This window comes from Ligaoa zhengdingensis (genome assembly GCF_014384885.1).
Taxonomy (GTDB): domain Bacteria; phylum Bacillota; class Clostridia; order Oscillospirales; family Ruminococcaceae; genus Ligaoa; species Ligaoa zhengdingensis.
In genome coordinates, this window is record NZ_JACRST010000011.1 from 34,085 (window position 1) to 53,028 (window position 18,944).

The following is an 18,944-nucleotide window of genomic DNA, read 5'->3' on the forward strand; positions in this document are numbered from 1 at the left end:
TATAACGTAATTATGTTTAAATAGCAATTACATTCTTTTGCCGTGAAGAAAATTTGGTTAAAACGTGATAATAATATGAAAAATCGACCTTTTTCTCTATTTTTTAGCTGAAGTTTGTATCAAAACATATCTAATTTATGGGATGTTTTAAATTGAGCCCTCTTTGTTTTCCACCCGCTTATGTACCATTGTTAGGACACGACAAAAATAGTACGGCCCGCTGCGGCAAGTGCAGCGGGCCGATACTATAATTAAGGAGGGGTGAATGAAAAAGATTAGCAGCCTGTTAAGCTCCAAACCTCTTGGTTGGCTATTGTTGCCGCCGGCGCAACCGGCTGTTCTTCCCCAAAGGTTTCCATTTCAGCCATCCAGTTATCGGCCCCCACAAACACCGCCACGTTGCATCCGCCCAGCGGATAGCGTCCGCCCGGCCGGTACCCGATTTGTTGTTTGGTAAAGCACAGATTTTGCGCCTCCCAGCGCATGGAAACCACGCCTTTCGGCGCGCAGACACAACGTTTGCTGACCCTGCCCTGAGGCACCACAATCATGCGCTCCTCGGTGAAGCTCACCTGCGGGTCGTTGATGAGGCACTGGTTGCCGGCGAACTTGGTGGGGATGACGATGGTCACCGCGTCCCAGGTGGCGTCGTCCTGTCCCAGTTCGACCGAAATCACCTTGCCCTCGGGGTTGATACAGGTTGGGGACCAAACGCCGCCCGAATAGATCATCGGGCCCTCGTTGGTGATGAAGTTGGTCACTGAAAACTCGTTTTCGCTCAGCACCTCCACCTGGATGCCGCGGGAAATTTGGAAAAAGGGATGTTTCGGGGAGGTGACGCGCACCGTGTTGCCGGAGATTTCCGCCTCGCAGGGCTCGTTGTCGCCCATGTAGGCGTCCACCGCTTCGTCCGCATAGGGGCGGGTGATCCACACCCGATGGCCGCCGTGCAGCTTCCATTCCCCATTCTGCACCGCGTCGCGATCCCAGTAGAGGATGTTCTCCCCGCCGGGCCGCCCGAAGAAGGCAATCCGGGGGCCGCACCCGGTGACCAGCACCAGGCGCGCTTCGGAGGTGAGTATCTCGACGGCGTCAAACCCGTCGAAGGTGGTCTTTTCAATTGTCATGGCGCCCACCGTCCCCTCACAGGGCCAGGCGGTAGATGGCCTTGACGTCTTCCTTGGTCATCGGGGGCACGCTGCCCAGCACGCCGTCGGCGTTGAAGCTGACGCGCTCCACGTCGTCCGCCAGCATATCGATGTCCTCTTCCTTGGCGCCGAACTGGCTGATGCGGGTCTGCACGCCCACCTTCTCGACCATCGCCTCATATTCCAGCGCGGCCTCAGCCAGCGGTTTGCCGAACATGCGCTGGGCAAACTGCTCATAATGGGCATTGCCCGGATGGGTCGCAAAGTATTTCATAAACGCGATCATCATCACCGCCAGGGTGGCACCGTGGGTGGCCTTGTAGCGCGCGCTCAGCACATGGCCGAACTGGTGCATCGGGGCCCAGGTGTAGGTGCCCGAGAGCACCCAACCGTTGAGGGCGATCGCCGAAGCCCACTGCATCACGCCGCGCGCCTGGACATCGTCGGGATTCTCAAGCACCTTGGGCAGGGTATCCAGTACCGCGCGCACCAGACCTTCCTGCATACGGTCCTGGAGCTCCAGGTTGACATCCGGGTCGCCGTTGAAATAGCCCTCGACGGTGTGCGCGATGGTATCGAGCGCGGCGCATGCGGTCTGGTAGGGCGGGAGCGTCTTGGAAAGGGCCGGGTCGACCAGCGCCGCCTTCGCATACATGCAGTCGGGCGCCCACACATAGGATTTGCTGACCGTCTCCTCATCGGTGATGACTGCGGTGCAGTTCATCTCGCTGCCGGTGGCGGGCAGGGTGGGAATCATAATCATCGGCAGGGCCTCCTTGGGGGGGACCTGGCTGCCGTCCGCGTGGCTGAACGCAATCATCTTGCGGATGTCATCCTCGGGGTAGCACACGCCGGCCGCGATGACCTTGGTGCAGTCCATCGCGCTGCCGCCGCCCACGCCGATCAGCAGGTCGGCGCCGAACTCCTTGCACACATCCACGCCCTTTTTCGCCTGGGCGATGGTGGGGTTCGCCATGACCTCGAGGTAATCGAGGTACTCCACGCCCGCCGCTTTGAGGGAGTCGTGGATGCGGTCAAACAGGTTGCCGTAAAAGGAAATGTCCGTGTAGGAGACAATCACCGCTTTTTTACCGTACTCCGCCGCGATTGCGCCGACTTTTTCGATCGAATCGGAACCGAAGTACACCTTGACGGGGTTGTAGTACTCAAAATTATTCATAAGTCAAAACGCCCACCTTTCCTCTTTGTTTGTTTTTGGATATTGTAACAACGGATACGCCCAGAATGAGCAATGTGCCTTTGATAATCTGGCTCATGAAGTAGGAGGCGCCGACCACGGTGAGGCCATAAGTCAGGATGCCCAGCAGGATCGCGCCGATCAGGGTGCCGGCCACATTGGCCTTGCCCATCTTGAACACCACCGCACCGAGGAACACCACCGTGAAGCCGTCCAGGAAAAAGGAGGAGCCCATCTTGGGCTGGCCAGACTGCATGATACCCATCATCAACACGCCGCCGATGGCCGCAAACAGGGCCGCCACGATGAACACCATCGCCATGATGCGGCCGCTCTTGACGCCGGTCTCTCTGACCGCCTGCGGGTTTTCACCGATCGCGTAGACATACTGGCCGAATTTGGTCTTTTCCTGCACCACAAAGCAGATGGCGTAAAGCGCCAGCGCCAGCAGGAACAGCACTGGAATGCCGAGGAACTTATACCAGACGATGTTGTAGACCAGCGTACCGGCCGTGGTGACTGGGATGGGGATGCCCTTGCCGATCCAGCAGGCGATCGCTTTGGCGATGCCCGAAACCGCGATGGTCGCAATCAGGGAGGGGAACTTGAACTTGATGACCAGCAAACTGGTGAGCGCGCCGAACGCGACGCCCAGCGCGATTGCGGCCAGCGCCGCCACGCCAAAGGACATGCCGCCCCGGATGAACAGCGCGGTGAGCATACTGGCACACGCCGCGATATCGGGGAACGCGTTGTCGATCTCGCCGATCGAGATGACCCAGGTGACGCCCAGCACCAGGACCGCGGTGCTGCTGCTCTGGCGCAGAATCTCCATGAGGTTTTCCCAGCTCAGGAAGGCTTCCGGCCGCATCACGCTGAAGATAGCGTAAACCAGAATTACAATCCAGACCAGTGCGAATTCAGGCCGGAGGAAGAAGAGTTTCTTTTTATTCATTGTGCGGCCACCGCCTTTCCTTTCGCCGCGGCGGATTTCTTGCCGACCGAGGAGAGTTCAAATTTCGAGGAGAGGATCGCAACGATCAACAACAGCGCAACCACCAGGTCGCTGATGTAGAACGGAACGCTCATCAGGGTAAAGCCGTTTTGGACCATCGAGGTGAACACCGCGCCCAGGAAGGTGCCGATGACGCTGGGCTTGCGGAACACCGCGTTGCCGATGAACACCGCCGAGAAGCAGGGCATCAGCAGGGTGAGGCCGGACTTGACGTTGCCGTTGCCCTGCGCCGCCGTGGTAATCATGGCGGCCATGGCAGCCATGCCGCCGCAGATGACGAATGAAATCACAATGACCTTGTTGACATTGATGCCCGAGAAGAACGCCGCTTTTCTGTTGGCACCAATCGCATAGAACTGGCGGCCGTACTTGGAGCGCTCCAGCACCATGTAGGCGAGGAAGTAGAGCGCCAGCATGATGATGACCGGAAGGGGAATCCCCACGATGCGGGCGTTGTTCAGGCTGGTGATACCCGACGAGGGAAAGTTGGTGTAGATGAACGCGCCGTCGCTGAACAGATAGGCCGCGCCGAACGCAATCGAGCCGATTGCAATGGTGCTGATCTTATCCGGCAGCTTGAACTTGCCCACTGCGATACCCGAAACCAGGCCCCAGCAGCAGCCGGCGACGATACCGGCCAAAATGCAGACGACCGGATGCCAGCCCTTGGCGATCAGCCAAGCCATCAGCATGGCGGAAAAGCAGCTGCTCATGTAGAACGAGATGTCCGCATGATCGACTGCGATGACAAAGGTGAGGCCGAGCGCCGCGATGGCGACGACCGAAACATGCTTGAGGATGTTGAGAATGTTGATAACGCTCGCAAAGTTTTTATTGAGCATGGCGAACGTGAAAAAAACTGCGAGAAACAATACCGAAAAGATGATGATAGTGAACACCTCATCGGAAATTCGCTTTTTCTTAGCTTGTTCCATGGTATCCCTCCTTCAAATGATTGGGGGCAATCAAACCGCTTGCTCACTGGGCGCATCCGCGGTGACCGCGTGCACCAGCATCTGGCTGAGCGTGGTATCCTTGGCGGCGGAACGGAAGGTGCACTTGCCCTTGTAGATGACCTGCACCCGGTCCGCCATACCCAGGACCTCTTCGCAGTCCGAGGAGATGATGATGACCGCCGCGTCCTTGGAGAGCTGGCGCATAATCTCGTAGATGCCCGATTTGGCGCCCACGTCCACGCCCACAGTGGGCTCGGTGAAGATGTAAATATCCGCCTCGGTGAACAGACCCTTGCCGATGACCACCTTCTGCTGGTTACCGCCGGAGAGCTCGCCCACCTTCTTTTTAATGCTTGGGGTGGCGATTGCAAGCTGCTTCACCATGTCCTCCGCGTAGCTGTTCTCCTTTTTGCGGAGCACCAGGCCCAGCTTGTTGATGACGCGCTGGAGCTTGGCGAGGGTGATATTGGTGGCGATGGGCAGGCCGCCGATCTGGCCTTCGGCCTTGCGGTCGCCCGGCACCAGGTAGATGCCGCTCTTGATGGCGTGCGCCGTGGATTTGAGCTCCAGCGGCTTGCCGTGCACCACCAACTGGCCGGATGATTTGTACATGGCGCCGAACAGAACCTTGGATATCTCGTCGATGCCCGACCCGACCAGGCCGAAGATGCCGTAGATTTCGCCCTTTTTCGCCTGGAAGCTGATGTGTTCAAACTTGCCCTCGAGGTTGAGGTCCTGCGCTTCAAAGAGCACGTCGGTGCCCGGCTTTTCCGCCTTGTGCGGATAGAGCTGTACCAGCTTTTTGCCGAGCATCAGCTCTGCAATCAATTCGGAATTGACCTTGCCCTGTTCCACCGGAAGCTGTGCCACGGTCTGCCCGTTGCGGAAAACGGTCATGGCGTCGCAGATTTCGCTGACCTCGTCCAGGTGATGGGTGATGTATATGATCGATACCCCTTTCGATTTGAGCAGACGCACCAGATCGAAGAGGATCTGCTTTTCCTTCTCCGTTAGAATGGAAGTGGGCTCGTCGAGGATGAGAATATTGGTGCGCTTGGACAGCGCACGCAGCACCGCGATGATCTCCTTCTCGATGGCGCTCAGCATATAAACCGGCTTATCGAGGTCCACGTCCAGGGGGAACTCCTTGAGGAGTTCGATGGCTTTCTGCCGCAGCTCCTTGCGGCTCATCGGCGAAAGCACGTTTTTCTTATCATTTTCTGAGCCGAGATAGATGTTTTCATAACCCGTAAAGGATGGGATGACCTGAGGGTCCTGATATACGGTGGAGATGCCGGCCTTGATCGCGTCGGCAGGACTGTTGATCGAGACCTTTTCGCCGTCGATGAGGATCTCACCGGCGTCCTTGATGTAAACACCCGAAAGAACCTTAATCAGGGTGGATTTCCCCGCGCCGTTGATGCCCAACAGTGCGTGTACCTCGCCCGCTTTCAGGCGAAATTCTGCATTGTCCAGTGCCCTCATAGAAAGGAACTCCTTGACGATGCCTTTCATCTCCAAACGATATTCGCTCATAAAATGTGCCTCCTTTCTACTTGCCCATGGTCAATTGCACAATTTTAGTTTTTAGAAAGGAGCAATACAACCTAGGCCATATTGCTCCTTTCTATCTGTTTAACGCTTATTCAACTGATTGCTGTTTTGAAATTGCTTACAGAGTGGGATCCCAGCCGAGTACATCGTAGTTGCCCGGGATATCGTAATCGCCGATGTTCTTCCAGCCCTCGGGAACGGGGGTGTTGACGATCATCTCGTTGGTGATACCGATGGAGGGAACCATGACGATTCTGGGAACCGCCTCGCCGTTCATGTACTTGACAGCGTACTCAACGCACAGGGAAGCCATGGTGTAAATGGACTCGCCGCAGGTAGCGATGAAGTTCGGGTTGGCCTTCATAACCTCGAAGCAGTGCTCGCCGCCGTCGGAACCAGTGAAGAGAATCTCGTTGCGGCCAGCAGCCTGGCAAGCCTCGAGGCCCTCAAACACAGCGCCGTCCCATGCGCACCAGATCGCGTCCAGATCGCCCACGTTCGGGCAAGCGGTCAGCATGTTGTCGATCGCCATACGGGGGGTAACTGCGCCGGTGGAATCCCAGGACCATCTCTGAACCACTTCGATCTCGGGATACTGCTTCAGAACGAACTCAGCGCCATGGCTGCGCTCCGCCCAGGCTTCGTTGGAGGGCAGGTCGATCATCGCGATCTTGCCTTTGCCGCCCAGCTTGGTGACCAGCTGTTTCATGGTCCACATGCCGCCCTTGTAGTTGTCGAACATAACGGTGGAAACCGCCGCTGCGCCCGGAATCAGGGCGTCGTCGCAGAAGACGGGGATGCCCGCGTCGCAAGCGTGCTTGACAGCCTCGGCAATGCCGACGGGATCGGATGCGGTGACGAACAGAACGTCGGGTTTAGATTTGATGAACGCTTCGATCTGCTCGGACTGTTTCTTCGGGTCGTAGTTCGCGTCGACGATCTGATAGTTGGTGATGCCGTATTTCGCAAACTCGGTCTCATAGGTGTACTTCTGGCGCTGGCCGGACTCGTTCTCCAACCAGCCGAGGGAGACGGCCACGTTCAGGTCTTTGGCGGCCTTTTTGCCCGGGGCCGCGGTGTCCGCGGGGGCCTGGGAATCATCCGCAGGGTCGGAATCGGCGGGAGCCGAGGTGGACGGGGCGTCCGACGGCGCGGGCGCCTGGCTGGACGGAGCGCTGGACGAGCAAGCGACCATGCCCAACGTCATTGCGGTTGCGAGTAACATAGCAAGTAGTTTTTTCATGTTCTTTCCTCCTGTAATTTGGTAATGTGCGTATGCGCGAATGCCATTCCGGCATTATAAACTGTTGTTAAGCTCCGCCAGCATGTCGCCGATGTCGCACTGCATGTCGGCGGTCTTTTCAAATACCTTCAGGATCTTTTCGTACTTCGCATTGTTCTCGGGGTTGGGTTGAATCACACTCTTGACCTTGTGGATCTCGGTGACCTTGTCGAAGCTGTCCCACAGCCCCGCGCCCACCGCAGCGACTGCCGCCGCTCCCAGCGAGCCGGCGTCCTGCCCGACGTTGGTTTCCACAATGTTTTTATTGTAGATGTCTGCAAACAGGCCGCGCCAGAATTTGCTCTTGCCGCCTCCGCCCACAATCAGCATGTCGTCCGCGATGTGGCCGCATTTCGCGAGCACATCCATCGCCACCCTGAGGTTGAGGCAGACGCCCTCGAGCGTCGCGCGGATCAGGTCGGCCTGCGTGTGCCCCAGATCGAGCCCCAGGAACGCGCCGCGGATATTGATCGAGCGATCGATGCTCGATCCGCCCGCCAGGCTGGGGTTGAAGAGAAGCGCCTTCGCGCCGACCGGCGAGGTCTCCGCCAAGCGGTCCATCGCGATGTAGGCGTCGATGCCGCCGTTCTGTTCCGCCTCTACAAAGTTGCGGCAGATGGTATCGCGCAGCCACTTGTAGGAATTGCCCGCCGCAAAGATCGCGGTGGCCGAGGCGAACATGCCCGGCACGCAGTGGGTAAACACGTAGGGTCGCTTTTGCGCGTCGAGCAGCGGCTGCTCCGAAGAGATCGCAATCCAGGCGGAGGTGCCCAGCGAGGTGTAGGCCATGCCGTCGTGGATGCAACCCGCGCCCAGCGCCATACAGGCGTTGTCCACGCCGCCGCACGCCACTTTGACGCTTTTCGGCAGTCCGAGCTCGGCGGCCGCCTGCTCGGTCAATGTGCCGATGATCTCGGTGGAGGGGACGATCTCGGGGAATTTGCTGGCCGGGATGCCGGAGGCTTCTATGTATTCGGGTTTGTACTTCCACGCCTTGAGGTCATACACGCCGCTGCCGGAGGCGTAGGAATAATCGGTACACAGCCGGCCGGTCATCTTGTAGTTGATGTAGTCCTTGGTGCCGATGAACACCTGCGCTGCCTCGAACATCTCCGGGCAGTGCTTTTTGTACCACATGAGCTTGAAGACCGCGTAGAGCGGCGGCGGGAATCCATTGCCCGTGGTCATGTACCACTCTTCCTCGGGGATCTTCTCAAACATCTCTTTGGCTTCTTCGCCCGCGCGGGAATCCGACCAGATCGGCACGTATTCCGCCAACAGGCTGCCGTCGTGTCCGATCGGCACGACGCCGAGGCTGTGGCCCGAAACCGCCAGACAGACGATGTCGTTTAAATCGATATCGGTCTTGGCGATCAGCCCCTGGGTGGAGCGGACCACGATGTCCCACCACTCCTCCGGCTTCTGCTCGTGAAAGCCCGACGCCGGATAAAAATTGTTGCAGGGCACAAACGAACTCGCCAGGGACTGCCCCTCCTCGCTGAACAGCGAGGCCTTGGTGCCCCCTGTGCCCAGGTCATAGGAAATGATATACTTCACGCTCTCACCTCCCGAGCTCTCTCAATTTATCTTGCCACCAGCACGCTCGCGCGCTCATAGGCTTCTTCCACGATTTTCAGCGCCGAGTTGATGCCGATGCCAAAGCGGCTGCAGCCCGCGTCCATCATTTCGAGGAGCGTATCCAGGGTGCGGATGCCGCCCGCCGCTTTGATGAGCGCCGCGTTGCCGATGGTGCTTTTGATCAGACGGATGGTATCTACGGTTGTGGGCCTCGGGCCCCAGCCCGTGCCGGTCTTGACATAGGTGACGCCCGCCTCCACGGCGATTTCAGCGCCGCGGGCAATCTCATCGTCGGTGAGGTAACAAATTTCCAGGATGGATTTTACTGGCCGGCCGTTGGCCGCCTCCACCACGGCTTTGATGTCGTCGCGGACCAAATCGTATTCGCCGGATTTGAGCGCGCCCACGTTGATGACCATATCGAGCTCATCCACGCCGTAAGCGATCATCTCCTTGGCATCCGCCACCTTGACGAAAGTCGTATCGGCGCCCGAGGGAAATCCAACCACTCCTCCCACCATCACGTCCTCTGTATCACTGAGCTGTTCCACCAAATATCTGGTAAAACAGGGCATCGCAAATGCTGCGATAAAATGGTGCTTCTTGGAAGCTTCCACGATACGATCAACTTCTTCCAGCGCTACGTCGGTTCGCACGCCGCTAATGTCGATGACCCTGGCTATTTTTGTCAAATCCAAGTTCGGCATATCACCCATCCTCTCTAGTTTTGCCCTTGTCTAAGGTGATTACATTATAACGTAATTATGTTTAACTGGCAATAGATTTTGCAAAACTTCAGAATTATTGGATATCGCTACAATTATTTTTGTTTTATCTTAGTTATTATCATTATTGACAGTTTCTAATAGGTGCTGTTTTAAATACGTTTCTAACATCCGGTCGAAAAAACATGTTGTTTTTTGGGTTAATGGTATCGAAAACTGCCGCTTTTGCGAGTCAAAAAAACTCCCCCGCCGCACGTGTGCAGCAGAGGAGTTTTTTGACTATCCAGGCGCCTGTCAGGACTTAGAACATCGAGTCCTCCTTGTAGCGCCCTTCCATATTGATTTCGAGCTCATACCGGTCGCCCACCAGGCTCAGGCGGTCAGCACACACCGGCCTGCCGTTGGCGTAACACACCCGGCGCATATAAAGCAGCGCTGAGCCGATGGGGATTTGCAGCATCTCCGCGTCGGTAAAATCGGCCGACTTGGCGGAGATGCGGTCGAATGCGGAGTCGATGTTGATGTTGTACTGCTCCTCCAAAAACTGATAGAGCGATGTGATGGCGTTGACATAATTCTCGATGCCCGGGACCATGGCCGGGATAAGATGATTGCGCATGATCGCGATCGGCTTTTCATCGGCCAACTGGATGCGCTGCACCCGCACCACCTTCTCGCCCACCGGGATGCCCAGGTCGGCTGAGAGGCGCGGGGTGGCCTCGATGGTGTCGATGTACATATTTTTTGGCCGCACCTTGCAGCCCTTTTTGCGCAGCGTCTCCGAAATGGATGTCACCATGTTGAGATTTTGTTTGGTCCTATAGTCAAGAATCTGTGTGCCGCGCCCCTGTTTTGCCACCACAAATCCCTCTCGGGAAAGGATGTCCACCGCGCGGCGCACTGTAGTACGGCTGACGTTGAAACGTTTTTCCAGTTCCGGTTCCGGAGGCAGCAATTCACCGATCGCGTATTCGCCGTCGATAATCTCCCGTTTGATGATTTTGTAGACCCGCATATACGCTGGAATTTTTTCCACAATGAATTCCTCCCGTTTGTTACATATATTTGGAAATAATTATAACATAATTCGACACATAAATGACCTGTTTGCCGTCCAATTATTCTTAATTTTTTGTGTTAATCTGCACAATTTATTTTTTTAATGCCACGAGGTCATCATGTCTCGCTATAATATTTCATTCCAGCTTTTTTCAGCTCCCGGATGGTGCTGAGCAGGCGGTATTCGCTGCAACCGGTGCGCGCAGCGATCTCACGCACCGCCCGTAGCACCCCTTCTTCGGAGTTCGCATGGATCATCGTATACAGGTTGTAGGGCCAATCCCGCTGGCGCAGGCGGCAGTAGCAGTGGGATACCTCGCGTTGGCTCGCCATCAGCTCCCCGACGCGCGCGGTCTCATCGTCCGGTACATCCCACACCACCATGACGTTGTGCATATATCCCGCCTTGACGTGGTGTAGCGCCACGCCGATGCGGCGCATCTCCCCCGTCTCCTGCATCCGCTGTACGCGCCGCAGCAGCTCCTTCTCCTCCACGCCCAACCGCTGCGCGATCTCGCGGAACGGTGTGGGCGAAAGGGGCAGGTCGTCACACAGCGCGCGCACAATCCTTCTATCCAGTGGGTCCCTCATTCCGGCCTCCCTCCTCCATATCAAAATTCACTTTAATTTTATAAAAAGCCAGCGAAGAAAAGTCGCGCACCTCCACGCCAGCCGCCCGCTCGATCTCCCGTACTGTGCGGCTGACCCCTTGCTCGCCCTCTGCGATCACGGTGAACCATACATTGTACTGGTCGTTGTCGCGCAGATAGTTGTGCGTCACCTGTGGAAACGCATTGATCGCCGCCGCCACCCGATCGAGATCCCCTTCGGGCACCTTGGCGGCGCACAGCGTGCTCCGGTAGCCCAGCGCCGCGGGCTGGAAAAAAGCGGAGATGCGGCGGATGATTCCGTCCTCCTTGAGACGCGCCACGCGGGCGATGAACTCCTCTTCGGTGACGCCGGCCTGCCCGGCCAGAGCAAGGTACGGCCGGTCGCACACCGGCAGCCCGTTTTGCAGCAGGTTGAGTATCCTGCGGTCGGTCCCGTCCATACGCTACCGCCCCCTTTGGCCGTACTGGCAGATGATGTCCTCCGCCATCAGGTTGCCGTCGTGATAATAGGCGGCCCGGGCGCGGCACCCGCCGCAGCTCTTCTGATAGGCGCACGCCCCGCACGCGCCCTCATAGGCTGCGGTGCGCAGGCGGTGGAACACCGGGTTGTCGCGCCAAATCTCGTCGAACGGGGTCTCGCGCACGTTGCCGATCTCCTCGCTGATATAGGCGCACGGCTGCACCCGGCCGGTCGGCCCGATGATACAGTAGGAGGTACCCGCGATGCAGCCCTTGCCGAAGCGCATGGGCACCCCGAGCTGTTTGGCGATGCGCATGAACTGGGGCGCGCAGGTGGGTTTGATCTCGATGTCCACCTCCGCAGCCTTTTTCACCGCGCGGGTGAGCACCTCCTCATAGGTATCGGGATCGAGCGCCTCGTCCGCGATATCCTTGCCGCGGCCGGTCGGCACCAAAAAGAAGATGTGGTGAGCCACCGCGCCGCGCTCCACGGCGAAGTCGGTGAGCTGTTCCAGCTCGGGCGCGTTCCAATCCATGATGGTGGTGTGAATCTGAAAAGGGAGCCCCGCCTTCTTGCAGTTTTCCATCCCCTGCACCGCGCGGTCCCACGCATGCTCGCACCCGCGCAGCTTGTCGTGGCGGCAGCGGTCGAGGCTGTCCAGGCTGATACCCACGCCCCGTGCGCCGGCCTCCTTCAGTTTTTGCGCCGCTTCCTCGGTGATCAGCGTGCCGTTGCTGCCCAGCACCGGGCGCAGCCCCCGCTGCGCGGCGTGGGCGATCAATTCATAGATGTCCTCGCGCATCAGCGGCTCGCCGCCGCTGAAGATCATCACCTTGAAACCCGCTCGCGCGATCTCGTCGATCAGCTTTTTGCCCTCGGCGGTGTTCAGTTCCCCCGCCCGGCGGTCACCCGATTCGCGGTAGCAGTGGCTGCAATACAGGTTGCATTCGTTGGTGGTGTTCCAGGATAAAATCATAAGCGTGCCCCCTCTCCCACGGCGATCTCCTCGTCAGTCAGGTAACAAGCCGGGTCGCTGTCCCAGAAGTCGCCGTCGATCGCTTCCGCACGGGCGCGGAAGTTTCCGTTGCAGATTTCATAGTAGCCGCAGGCGGCGCACCGGCCGTGGATCTTCTCCCGGCGGCGGCGCAGGTCGTGCAGCAGCGGGATCGAATCGTCGGTCCAAATCTCGCTGAACGGCCGCTCGCGGACATTGCCGAGGGTGTGGTGCTGGGTGAACTGGTCGGGATGCACATTGCCGAGGTTATCCACGTTGGCAAACGCCATGCCCGAACGATTGCCGCCGTTGACCGCCAGCCGCCCGTACACCTGTTCGGCCTGCTCCGGCCGGTTCTTTTTGAGCCATTGGTAGAGGTAAACCCCATCCGCGTGGTTGTCCACCATCAAAATCTCCTTTTTGAGCCCGCGCCGGTCGAAGTCCAGCACCGCCTCAATGATCCGGTCCATCACGGCCCGGGTCTGTTCGTGGGTCACATCCTCCTCGATCATCTTGCTGCCTCGCCCGGAGTAGACCAGGTGGTAGAAGCAGACGCGATCGACCGATTCCTCCTCGAGCAGCCGGATGATCTGATCCAGCTCGCCGACATTGTGTTTGTTGATGGTGAAGCGCAGCCCGACCTTCTGGCCGATCGCCACGCAGTTGCGGATGCCCTGCAAAGAGCGCTGATACGCCCCCTTGACCCCGCGGAAGGCGTCGTGGATTTCCTCCATGCCGTCCATGCTGATGCCGACGTAGCCCACGCCGATCTGCTGAAGGCGGCGCGCCACTTCCGGGGTGATGAGGGTGCCGTTGGTGGAAATGGTGGGCCGCACACCGCACTCCGCGCAGTATTCGGCCAGTTCAAAGAAGTCCTTCCGCATCAGCGGTTCGCCGCCGGTAAACAGCAGCACTGGCACGTGGAATTCGCCCAAATCCTTGATAAACGCCTTGGCCTCGCCGGTGGTCAGCTCGTTTTCATACTTTTTATTCTCCGAAGAGGCATAGCAGTGGACGCACTTGAGGTTGCAGGTGCGCGACATGTTCCAGGCCACCACCGGGCCGCAGCCCGCGCGCGTCCCCGTCAGGTAGCCCCTGGCCGAATCCGCGTAGCGGATGCTGTTCCCATAGCTTTCGCTGCCCACCAAAAGTTTTGTTACGTCGAGCATAGGGTCCTATCCTCCCAATTCTTCTGTATTGCGCGGTCAAAGCGCGTCCTCGCGCCGCCGCTTGTCGTGAAGCATCCCGCCCAGGCAGCGGAAAAACACCTCGATGTCCTCCTTGCAGGCGGTTTCCTTCACCCGGTAGATGAATTTTTCCATGATCTCGTCCACTGCGCCGCTCACCGCCTGCCGGATGACCTCCTCGTCGCGCGGGTCGGCCGCCTGGCGGCAGGCCACCTTCACCCGGCGGTCCACCCGGCGCTGCGCGCATTCGCGCACATCCTGCAGCAGCGGCACGTTCTGCCGGAAGGCGAACCACCGCTCAAATTCGTCCACGTCGCGCTGGATCTCCTCCTCGGCAAGCAGCGACTTCTCGCTGCGCAGCTTGCGGTTGGCCTCAGCCACCCCCTTGAGCTGATCGATATTGTAATAGGCGCACTGCGCCAACTGTACGATGTCGCCGTCGATATCGCGGGGCACCGCCAGGTCGAGAAAGACGCGCGGTTTTTGCGTTGCTATGTATTGACGCGCGTCTGCGAATGTTATAGTATAATGCGGGCTGCTTGTGCAGCTCACCACCACATCAGCCTCGTCCAGATAGTCGTAGCGCCGTTCATACGGCACCTGCGCTGCGGACGGGCACTTGGCCGCAAGGTTGGTGGCCGAACATCTGCTGCGCACAGTCACACGCGCGTCCATGCCAGCTGCAGTGAGATTTTTCAGCGCGATCACGCCCATCTCGCCCGAGCCCACCACCAGCGCCTTTTTGCCCTCCAGGCTGCCGAGCTGCTTTTGCGCGGCGTGCACCGCAATGGTGCCCACCGAAATGGAACAACTGGACAGGCCGGTCTTGCTCTTGGTCCGCTTGGCGGTGGTGATCGCCGCGCGGAACAGGGTGTTCATCACCATGCCCGACAGCTTGGCTTCGAGGGCCAACGTGTGCGCCAGCTTGACCTGCCGCAGAATTTCGTCCTCCCCCATCACCTGGGAATCGAGCCCCGACGCCACCCGGAACAGGTACGAAACGCATTTTTTGCCCTCGTAGAGGTACAGGTGCTTCCTCAGCCGGGTGACCTCCATCCCGCAGCTCTCGCACAGCGCCTGTTCCGCGCGGTTGGCGTCCGCCTGATAGAGGTAGACCTCGGTGCGGTTGCAGGTGGAGAGCAGCACGCCCTCCCGCGCTCCGGACTGCCCGATGATCTGCGCCAGCCGCTGCGGGCACTGCGCGCTGCAAACGCTCAGCTTCTCTCGAATCTCCAGCGGCGCGGTCTTATAGCTGATACCAATGACAAGCAAGTCCATTTTTTTCACCGTCCATCGCTTCAACCCATGATGTAGTAATTACATTATAACATCATTATGTTTGTCTCTCAATCTATTTTTTTCGTTATGCAACTAAATTATTGAGAGTATCTTTGTGTAATTTTCCGATATATTCGTGATTTTTCCTCTTTTAGAGCCAATATTTGCGTCAATTTGAACAGTTAAGCACGTGCGGCAAACATATTACCCGCTAAAACATCATGTTAAATTCAGAAGGAGCGACTTCCATGATCGAACGAAAAAACCTGGCCGGGCATCTGGCCGCATTGTTCACCATCCTCATCTGGGGCACCACCTTCGTCTCCACCAAGGTGCTGCTGCGCAGCTTCCAGCCCATCGAAATCCTGTTTTTCCGGTTCGCTCTGGGTTACCTGGCGCTGCTGCTGGCAAAGCCCCGGCCCCTGCGGTGCGCGCAGCCGCGGCAGGAGCTCTATTTTATGGGCGCGGGCCTGTGCGGCGTCACCCTCTACTTCCTGTGTGAAAACATCGCGCTCACCTATACCCTTGCCTCCAACGTGGGGGTGCTCGTGTCGATCTCGCCGTTCTTCACCGCGATTCTTGCCCACCGCTTTCTCGACGGGGAGCGGCTGCACCCGCGCTTTTTCCTGGGCTTTGCGGCCGCCATCGCGGGTATCGCGCTCATCGGCCTCAACGGCAGCTTCGTGCTCAAGCTGAACCCCATGGGCGACCTGCTGGCGGCGTTGGCCGCGGTGGTGTGGGCGATTTACTCGGTATTGATGCGCAAAATCAGCGGGTTTGGCTACGGCACCGTGCAGTGTACCCGCCGGGTGTTCTTCTACGGCCTGCTGTTCATGATTCCGGCCCTGTTTTTCTTTCCCTTCGAGTTCGGCCTCGAGCGTCTGGCCCAACCGGTCAACCTGCTCAACCTCCTCTTCCTCGGTCTGGGCGCGTCGGCCGCCTGCTTCGCCACCTGGAACTGGGCGGTCAAAACGCTGGGGGCTGTCAAGACCAGTATCTACATCTATGCCGTCCCGGTCGTGACCATTCTCTTTTCAGCGCTCATCCTGCACGAGCATATCACCTGGATGGCGCTCGCCGGCACCGCCTTGACGTTGCTGGGGTTGCTGCTCTCGGAAAACCTGCTCGCGCATCTGCGGCGCGCGCGCACCCATGGAAGCTGAAAAGGGCCCGGTCCGACTTGCGGTCGGACCGGGCCCCTTATGTTGCTGATCTGTCAGTGCGCGATCAGTGCAAAGTAGATCGCCAGCACCGCGCCAAGCGCGATGCGATACCAGCCGAACACCTTGAAGTCGTGCTTCTTGATGTAACCCATCAGGAATTTGATGGCCAGCACCGAAACCACATATGCCACCGCCATGCCGAGCACCAGGATGACCCACTCGTCGGTGGTGAAGTCGAAGCCGAACTTCACCAGTTTAAGCAGGCTCGCACCGAACATGGTGGGAATGGCCAGGAAGAAGGAAAACTCCGCCGCCACATAGCGCGAGCAGCCGATGAGCATGGCGCCCAGGATGGTGGCGCCCGAACGGGAGGTGCCCGGGATCATCGACAGCACTTGAAACGCGCCGATGGCCAGAGCTGTCTTGTAGGTGAGCTGGTTGAGATCGGTCACAGCGAACTGGCGGCCTTGGTTGCGATTTTCCAGCCAGATAAACAGCACGCCGTAGACGATCAGGGTAACCACCACCGGCCAGGGGCCGAAAAACAGCGCCTCGATCTGGTCGTCGAACGGGATGCCGATGAGGGCGCTCGGCAGGATACCCACCAACACCTTGAGCCACAGCCGCACCGTGTCGCCGCGCTGCTTGGGGGTCTTGGAGAGGGCAAACGGATTGAGCTTGCGGAAGAACAATGTCACCACCGCGAGAATCGCACCCAGTTGGATGACCACCAGAAACAGCGATTTGAACTCGGCCGACACGTCCAAGTGGATGAATTCATCCGCCAAAATCATATGCCCGGTGCTGCTGATCGGCAGCCATTCGGTGATTCCCTCGATGACGCCCAGCGCCACGACCTTCATCAGTTCCAAAAAATTCATCGTCATTACTCCCTGTCCGCGGCCGTCCCCGCTTGATTGTTTCGATTGCTTTCTTTTCCTAGTCTATGCCGCCGGACGGTAAAAATGTGGATTTTTCCGCCTGCGGCGCCGCCAACCAACAGTATACCACGGTTTGCTGCCGAAGACCACATCAACCAGAACGAAACAAGCCGCGCGATTGCTTCAACCGCGCGGCACTGCCAAACAATTTTATTGATCTGCGATGGAGTAGAAGGATGGCTTGCGGTCCTCATACAGCGCGAGCTTGGTAAAGCCCGCTGCGAGGGCCAGCTCCCTTGCGGCGTCGAAATCCGCTGCGACATCGCACGCGCGGTGCGCATCCGAACCGATCACCAGGATTTTGCCCCCCAGGCTGCGGTAGAGTTTGAGGATATCCAGGCCGGGCAGCGTCTCACCCAACCCCTGCCGCAGGCCGGAGGTGTTGATCTCCAGCCCTTTGTCCCGCCGGACCAGCCGCTTGAGGATCGCTTCGACCTCGTCAAAGTAGTCGATCAGCCGGATGTGGAAGCCCTGCCGGCCCGCATAGCGCTTGATCAAATCGATGTGCCCCATGCAGTCAAAGTCGCCGCAGTCGGCCATCTCATAGAGCAGCGCGAGGTTCTGCCGCGTGAGGGTTTCGTTGGAGCCTTCAGAATAGTGCTTGAACGCCAAATCGACCCCATAAACCTTATGGACCGACCCCAGCACATAGTCGTAGCGGCAGCGGCTCAAAATCTCCGCTGCGCGCGCGGGATTGCAACCCGGCTGGCCGAGCTCGACCGCGCGCCGCACCCGCAGCTTGCCGTCGAACAGCTCGTTGCAGCGCTGCCATTCGGCAAAGTAGCGCTCGATGTACCGGTCGTCAAACATCGCGGGCTCCTTGCCCGAATAATCCGGCGGGAACAGCTCCAGATGATCGGTCACCGCTATCTCGCGCATCCCGCGCTCGACCGCTGCGCGGCACATCTCTTCCATCGGCACGCGCGCATCGGGCGAGATGCTGTGCATGTGATAATCTGCCGTCACTCGATTCATTCCTGTCATCTCCTGCATTTTTGCCCTCATTTTGTTCCATTATATATTGACAAGTTCTCCCTGGCAAGTGCTATGATGTGGATGATTTTCCACTTTGGCGACCGGTACAAAATCACCGCAGAGGAGGCGGACGATTCTATGAAAGAAATCAGCATCTTTGACGTGATCGGGCCGACGATGATCGGCCCCTCCAGCTCGCACACGGCGGGCGCGCTGCGCATCGCCCTGCTGGCGGGCAAGCTGGTGCGGGGGCGCATCGTGCGCGCTGACTTCACCCTGTACGGCTCGTTCGCCCAAACCTATAAGGGGCACGGCACCGACCGCGCGCTGGTCGCGGGGGTACTGGGCTTTTCCACCGATGACCCGCGCATCCGCGATTCCTTTTCTCACGCCGAACAGGCAGGGCTGGCATACTCCTTCACCATCGGCGGATTGGGGCGCGACCTGCACCCCAATACTGTGGACATCACCCTACAAAGCGATACCGGACAGTCCGTCTCGGTGCGTGGGGTGTCCACCGGCGGGGGAAGCTGCTTGATCGAACGGATCGACGGGGTGGCGGTCAGCCTGTCGGGCGATTACAACACCCTGCTCATCCGTCAGCAGGATACCCCCGGTGTGGTGGCCTATATCACCGGCGTGCTCAGCGACTACGGCATCAACATCGCTTTCATGCGCATGTACCGCGAGACCAAGGGCCAAACCGCTTATACCATCATCGAAGTGGACGGCGGCCTGTCCGACGCGATCGTCCCCCGCATCGAGGGACATCCGGCGATCGACAGCGCGCTGTTGATCCAGATTTGAACGGGAGGGAAAG

General features: G+C 58.6%; 18 protein-coding genes. 2 read left to right on the forward strand and 16 right to left on the reverse strand.

Annotation, left to right across the window (positions count from 1 at the left end; all coding sequences use genetic code 11):
* Nucleotides 1-275: 275 nt before the first annotated feature.
* From H8711_RS08150 to hemA, 14 genes are all read right to left on the reverse strand, one after another.
* Nucleotides 276-1,127, reverse strand: a complete 852-nt coding sequence (locus H8711_RS08150; RefSeq protein ID WP_249282979.1) for a hypothetical protein — start codon at nt 1,125-1,127, stop codon at nt 276-278.
* 16 nt (nt 1,128-1,143) lie between these two features.
* A complete protein-coding gene (locus H8711_RS08155) occupies nt 1,144-2,328 on the reverse strand; it encodes an iron-containing alcohol dehydrogenase (protein WP_249282980.1) in 1,185 nt (394 codons plus the stop codon).
* A complete protein-coding gene (locus H8711_RS08160) occupies nt 2,321-3,301 on the reverse strand; it encodes an ABC transporter permease (RefSeq protein ID WP_249282981.1) in 981 nt (326 codons plus the stop codon). Before H8711_RS08160 ends, H8711_RS08155 begins: the two co-directional genes overlap by 8 nt.
* Nucleotides 3,298-4,296 (reverse strand): ABC transporter permease, encoded by a 999-nt coding sequence (locus tag H8711_RS08165; protein WP_249282982.1) that lies wholly within the window; start codon nt 4,294-4,296, stop codon nt 3,298-3,300. Before H8711_RS08165 ends, H8711_RS08160 begins: the two co-directional genes overlap by 4 nt.
* Before the next feature lie 30 nt (nt 4,297-4,326).
* Entirely contained in the window at nt 4,327-5,853 is a 1,527-nt protein-coding gene (locus H8711_RS08170) for a sugar ABC transporter ATP-binding protein (protein ID WP_249282983.1), read from the reverse strand.
* Between the two features lie 136 nt (nt 5,854-5,989).
* Nucleotides 5,990-7,114, reverse strand: coding sequence for a sugar ABC transporter substrate-binding protein (locus H8711_RS08175; RefSeq protein WP_283245896.1), 1,125 nt, complete (start codon nt 7,112-7,114; stop codon nt 5,990-5,992).
* 54 nt (nt 7,115-7,168) lie between these two features.
* Nucleotides 7,169-8,710 (reverse strand): FGGY family carbohydrate kinase, encoded by a 1,542-nt coding sequence (locus tag H8711_RS14215; RefSeq protein WP_249282984.1) that lies wholly within the window; start codon nt 8,708-8,710, stop codon nt 7,169-7,171.
* 26 nt (nt 8,711-8,736) lie between these two features.
* Nucleotides 8,737-9,438 (reverse strand): deoxyribose-phosphate aldolase, encoded by a 702-nt coding sequence (gene deoC / locus H8711_RS08185; RefSeq protein WP_249282985.1) that lies wholly within the window; start codon nt 9,436-9,438, stop codon nt 8,737-8,739.
* Nucleotides 9,439-9,757: 319 nt separating this feature from the next.
* Nucleotides 9,758-10,492, reverse strand: coding sequence for a UTRA domain-containing protein (locus H8711_RS08190; protein WP_249282986.1), 735 nt, complete (start codon nt 10,490-10,492; stop codon nt 9,758-9,760).
* Nucleotides 10,493-10,632: 140 nt separating this feature from the next.
* Complete coding sequence (ahbB, locus tag H8711_RS08195) at nt 10,633-11,106, reverse strand: siroheme decarboxylase subunit beta (protein ID WP_249282987.1); 474 nt, start codon at nt 11,104-11,106, stop codon at nt 10,633-10,635.
* Nucleotides 11,087-11,566 (reverse strand): siroheme decarboxylase subunit alpha, encoded by a 480-nt coding sequence (gene ahbA, locus H8711_RS08200; protein WP_249282988.1) that lies wholly within the window; start codon nt 11,564-11,566, stop codon nt 11,087-11,089. The genes ahbB and ahbA overlap by 20 nt, the downstream gene beginning before the upstream one ends.
* Before the next feature lie 3 nt (nt 11,567-11,569).
* Entirely contained in the window at nt 11,570-12,562 is a 993-nt protein-coding gene (gene nirJ2, locus H8711_RS08205) for a putative heme d1 biosynthesis radical SAM protein NirJ2 (protein ID WP_249282989.1), read from the reverse strand.
* The gene (locus H8711_RS08210) at nt 12,559-13,749 is read right to left on the reverse strand and encodes a radical SAM/SPASM domain-containing protein (RefSeq protein WP_249282990.1); all 1,191 of its coding nucleotides are present in this window, start codon (nt 13,747-13,749) and stop codon (nt 12,559-12,561) included. The genes nirJ2 and H8711_RS08210 overlap by 4 nt, the downstream gene beginning before the upstream one ends.
* Before the next feature lie 36 nt (nt 13,750-13,785).
* Nucleotides 13,786-15,045, reverse strand: a complete 1,260-nt coding sequence (gene hemA / locus H8711_RS08215; protein ID WP_249282991.1) for a glutamyl-tRNA reductase — start codon at nt 15,043-15,045, stop codon at nt 13,786-13,788.
* Nucleotides 15,046-15,293: 248 nt separating this feature from the next.
* Here hemA and H8711_RS08220 point away from each other — a divergent pair, with 248 nt between their 5' ends.
* Nucleotides 15,294-16,208 carry a DMT family transporter gene (locus tag H8711_RS08220; RefSeq protein ID WP_249282992.1) on the forward strand — a complete coding sequence of 305 codons (915 nt, stop codon included), beginning with the start codon at nt 15,294-15,296 and terminating at the stop codon, nt 16,206-16,208.
* A gap of 53 nt (nt 16,209-16,261) precedes the next feature.
* On the opposite strand, the gene H8711_RS08225 is transcribed toward H8711_RS08220, so the two are convergent.
* Together H8711_RS08225 and H8711_RS08230 are read right to left on the reverse strand one after the other, a co-directional pair.
* Nucleotides 16,262-17,089, reverse strand: a complete 828-nt coding sequence (locus tag H8711_RS08225; RefSeq protein WP_249282993.1) for an undecaprenyl-diphosphate phosphatase — start codon at nt 17,087-17,089, stop codon at nt 16,262-16,264.
* Nucleotides 17,090-17,299: 210 nt separating this feature from the next.
* Nucleotides 17,300-18,124, reverse strand: coding sequence for a histidinol-phosphatase HisJ family protein (locus tag H8711_RS08230; RefSeq protein ID WP_249282994.1), 825 nt, complete (start codon nt 18,122-18,124; stop codon nt 17,300-17,302).
* 138 nt (nt 18,125-18,262) lie between these two features.
* Between H8711_RS08230 and sdaAB the strand changes: the two genes are divergently transcribed.
* Complete coding sequence (gene sdaAB, locus H8711_RS08235; protein WP_249282995.1) at nt 18,263-18,931, forward strand: L-serine ammonia-lyase, iron-sulfur-dependent subunit beta; 669 nt, start codon at nt 18,263-18,265, stop codon at nt 18,929-18,931.
* The last annotated feature ends 13 nt before the right edge of the window (nt 18,932-18,944 follow it).

Excerpts from the sequence above, each read along its gene's own strand:
- hemA (WP_249282991.1), bottom strand. The coding sequence starts at position 15,045 with ATGGACTTGCTTGTCATTGGTATCAGCTATAAGACCGCGCCGCTGGAG.
- H8711_RS08155 (WP_249282980.1), bottom strand. The coding sequence starts at position 2,328 with ATGAATAATTTTGAGTACTACAACCCCGTCAAGGTGTACTTCGGTTCC.
- H8711_RS08225 (WP_249282993.1), bottom strand. The coding sequence starts at position 17,089 with ATGAATTTTTTGGAACTGATGAAGGTCGTGGCGCTGGGCGTCATCGAG.
- H8711_RS08220 (WP_249282992.1), top strand. The coding sequence starts at position 15,294 with ATGATCGAACGAAAAAACCTGGCCGGGCATCTGGCCGCATTGTTCACC.
- ahbB (WP_249282987.1), bottom strand. The coding sequence starts at position 11,106 with ATGAGGGACCCACTGGATAGAAGGATTGTGCGCGCGCTGTGTGACGAC.
- H8711_RS08210 (WP_249282990.1), bottom strand. The coding sequence starts at position 13,749 with ATGCTCGACGTAACAAAACTTTTGGTGGGCAGCGAAAGCTATGGGAAC.
- H8711_RS08160 (WP_249282981.1), bottom strand. The coding sequence starts at position 3,301 with ATGAATAAAAAGAAACTCTTCTTCCTCCGGCCTGAATTCGCACTGGTC.
- nirJ2 (WP_249282989.1), bottom strand. The coding sequence starts at position 12,562 with ATGATTTTATCCTGGAACACCACCAACGAATGCAACCTGTATTGCAGC.
- H8711_RS08230 (WP_249282994.1), bottom strand. The coding sequence starts at position 18,124 with ATGAATCGAGTGACGGCAGATTATCACATGCACAGCATCTCGCCCGAT.
- H8711_RS08175 (WP_283245896.1), bottom strand. The coding sequence starts at position 7,114 with ATGAAAAAACTACTTGCTATGTTACTCGCAACCGCAATGACGTTGGGC.
- sdaAB (WP_249282995.1), top strand. The coding sequence starts at position 18,263 with ATGAAAGAAATCAGCATCTTTGACGTGATCGGGCCGACGATGATCGGC.
- H8711_RS08150 (WP_249282979.1), bottom strand. The coding sequence starts at position 1,127 with ATGACAATTGAAAAGACCACCTTCGACGGGTTTGACGCCGTCGAGATA.
- H8711_RS08170 (WP_249282983.1), bottom strand. The coding sequence starts at position 5,853 with ATGAGCGAATATCGTTTGGAGATGAAAGGCATCGTCAAGGAGTTCCTT.
- deoC (WP_249282985.1), bottom strand. The coding sequence starts at position 9,438 with ATGCCGAACTTGGATTTGACAAAAATAGCCAGGGTCATCGACATTAGC.
- ahbA (WP_249282988.1), bottom strand. The coding sequence starts at position 11,566 with ATGGACGGGACCGACCGCAGGATACTCAACCTGCTGCAAAACGGGCTG.
- H8711_RS08165 (WP_249282982.1), bottom strand. The coding sequence starts at position 4,296 with ATGGAACAAGCTAAGAAAAAGCGAATTTCCGATGAGGTGTTCACTATC.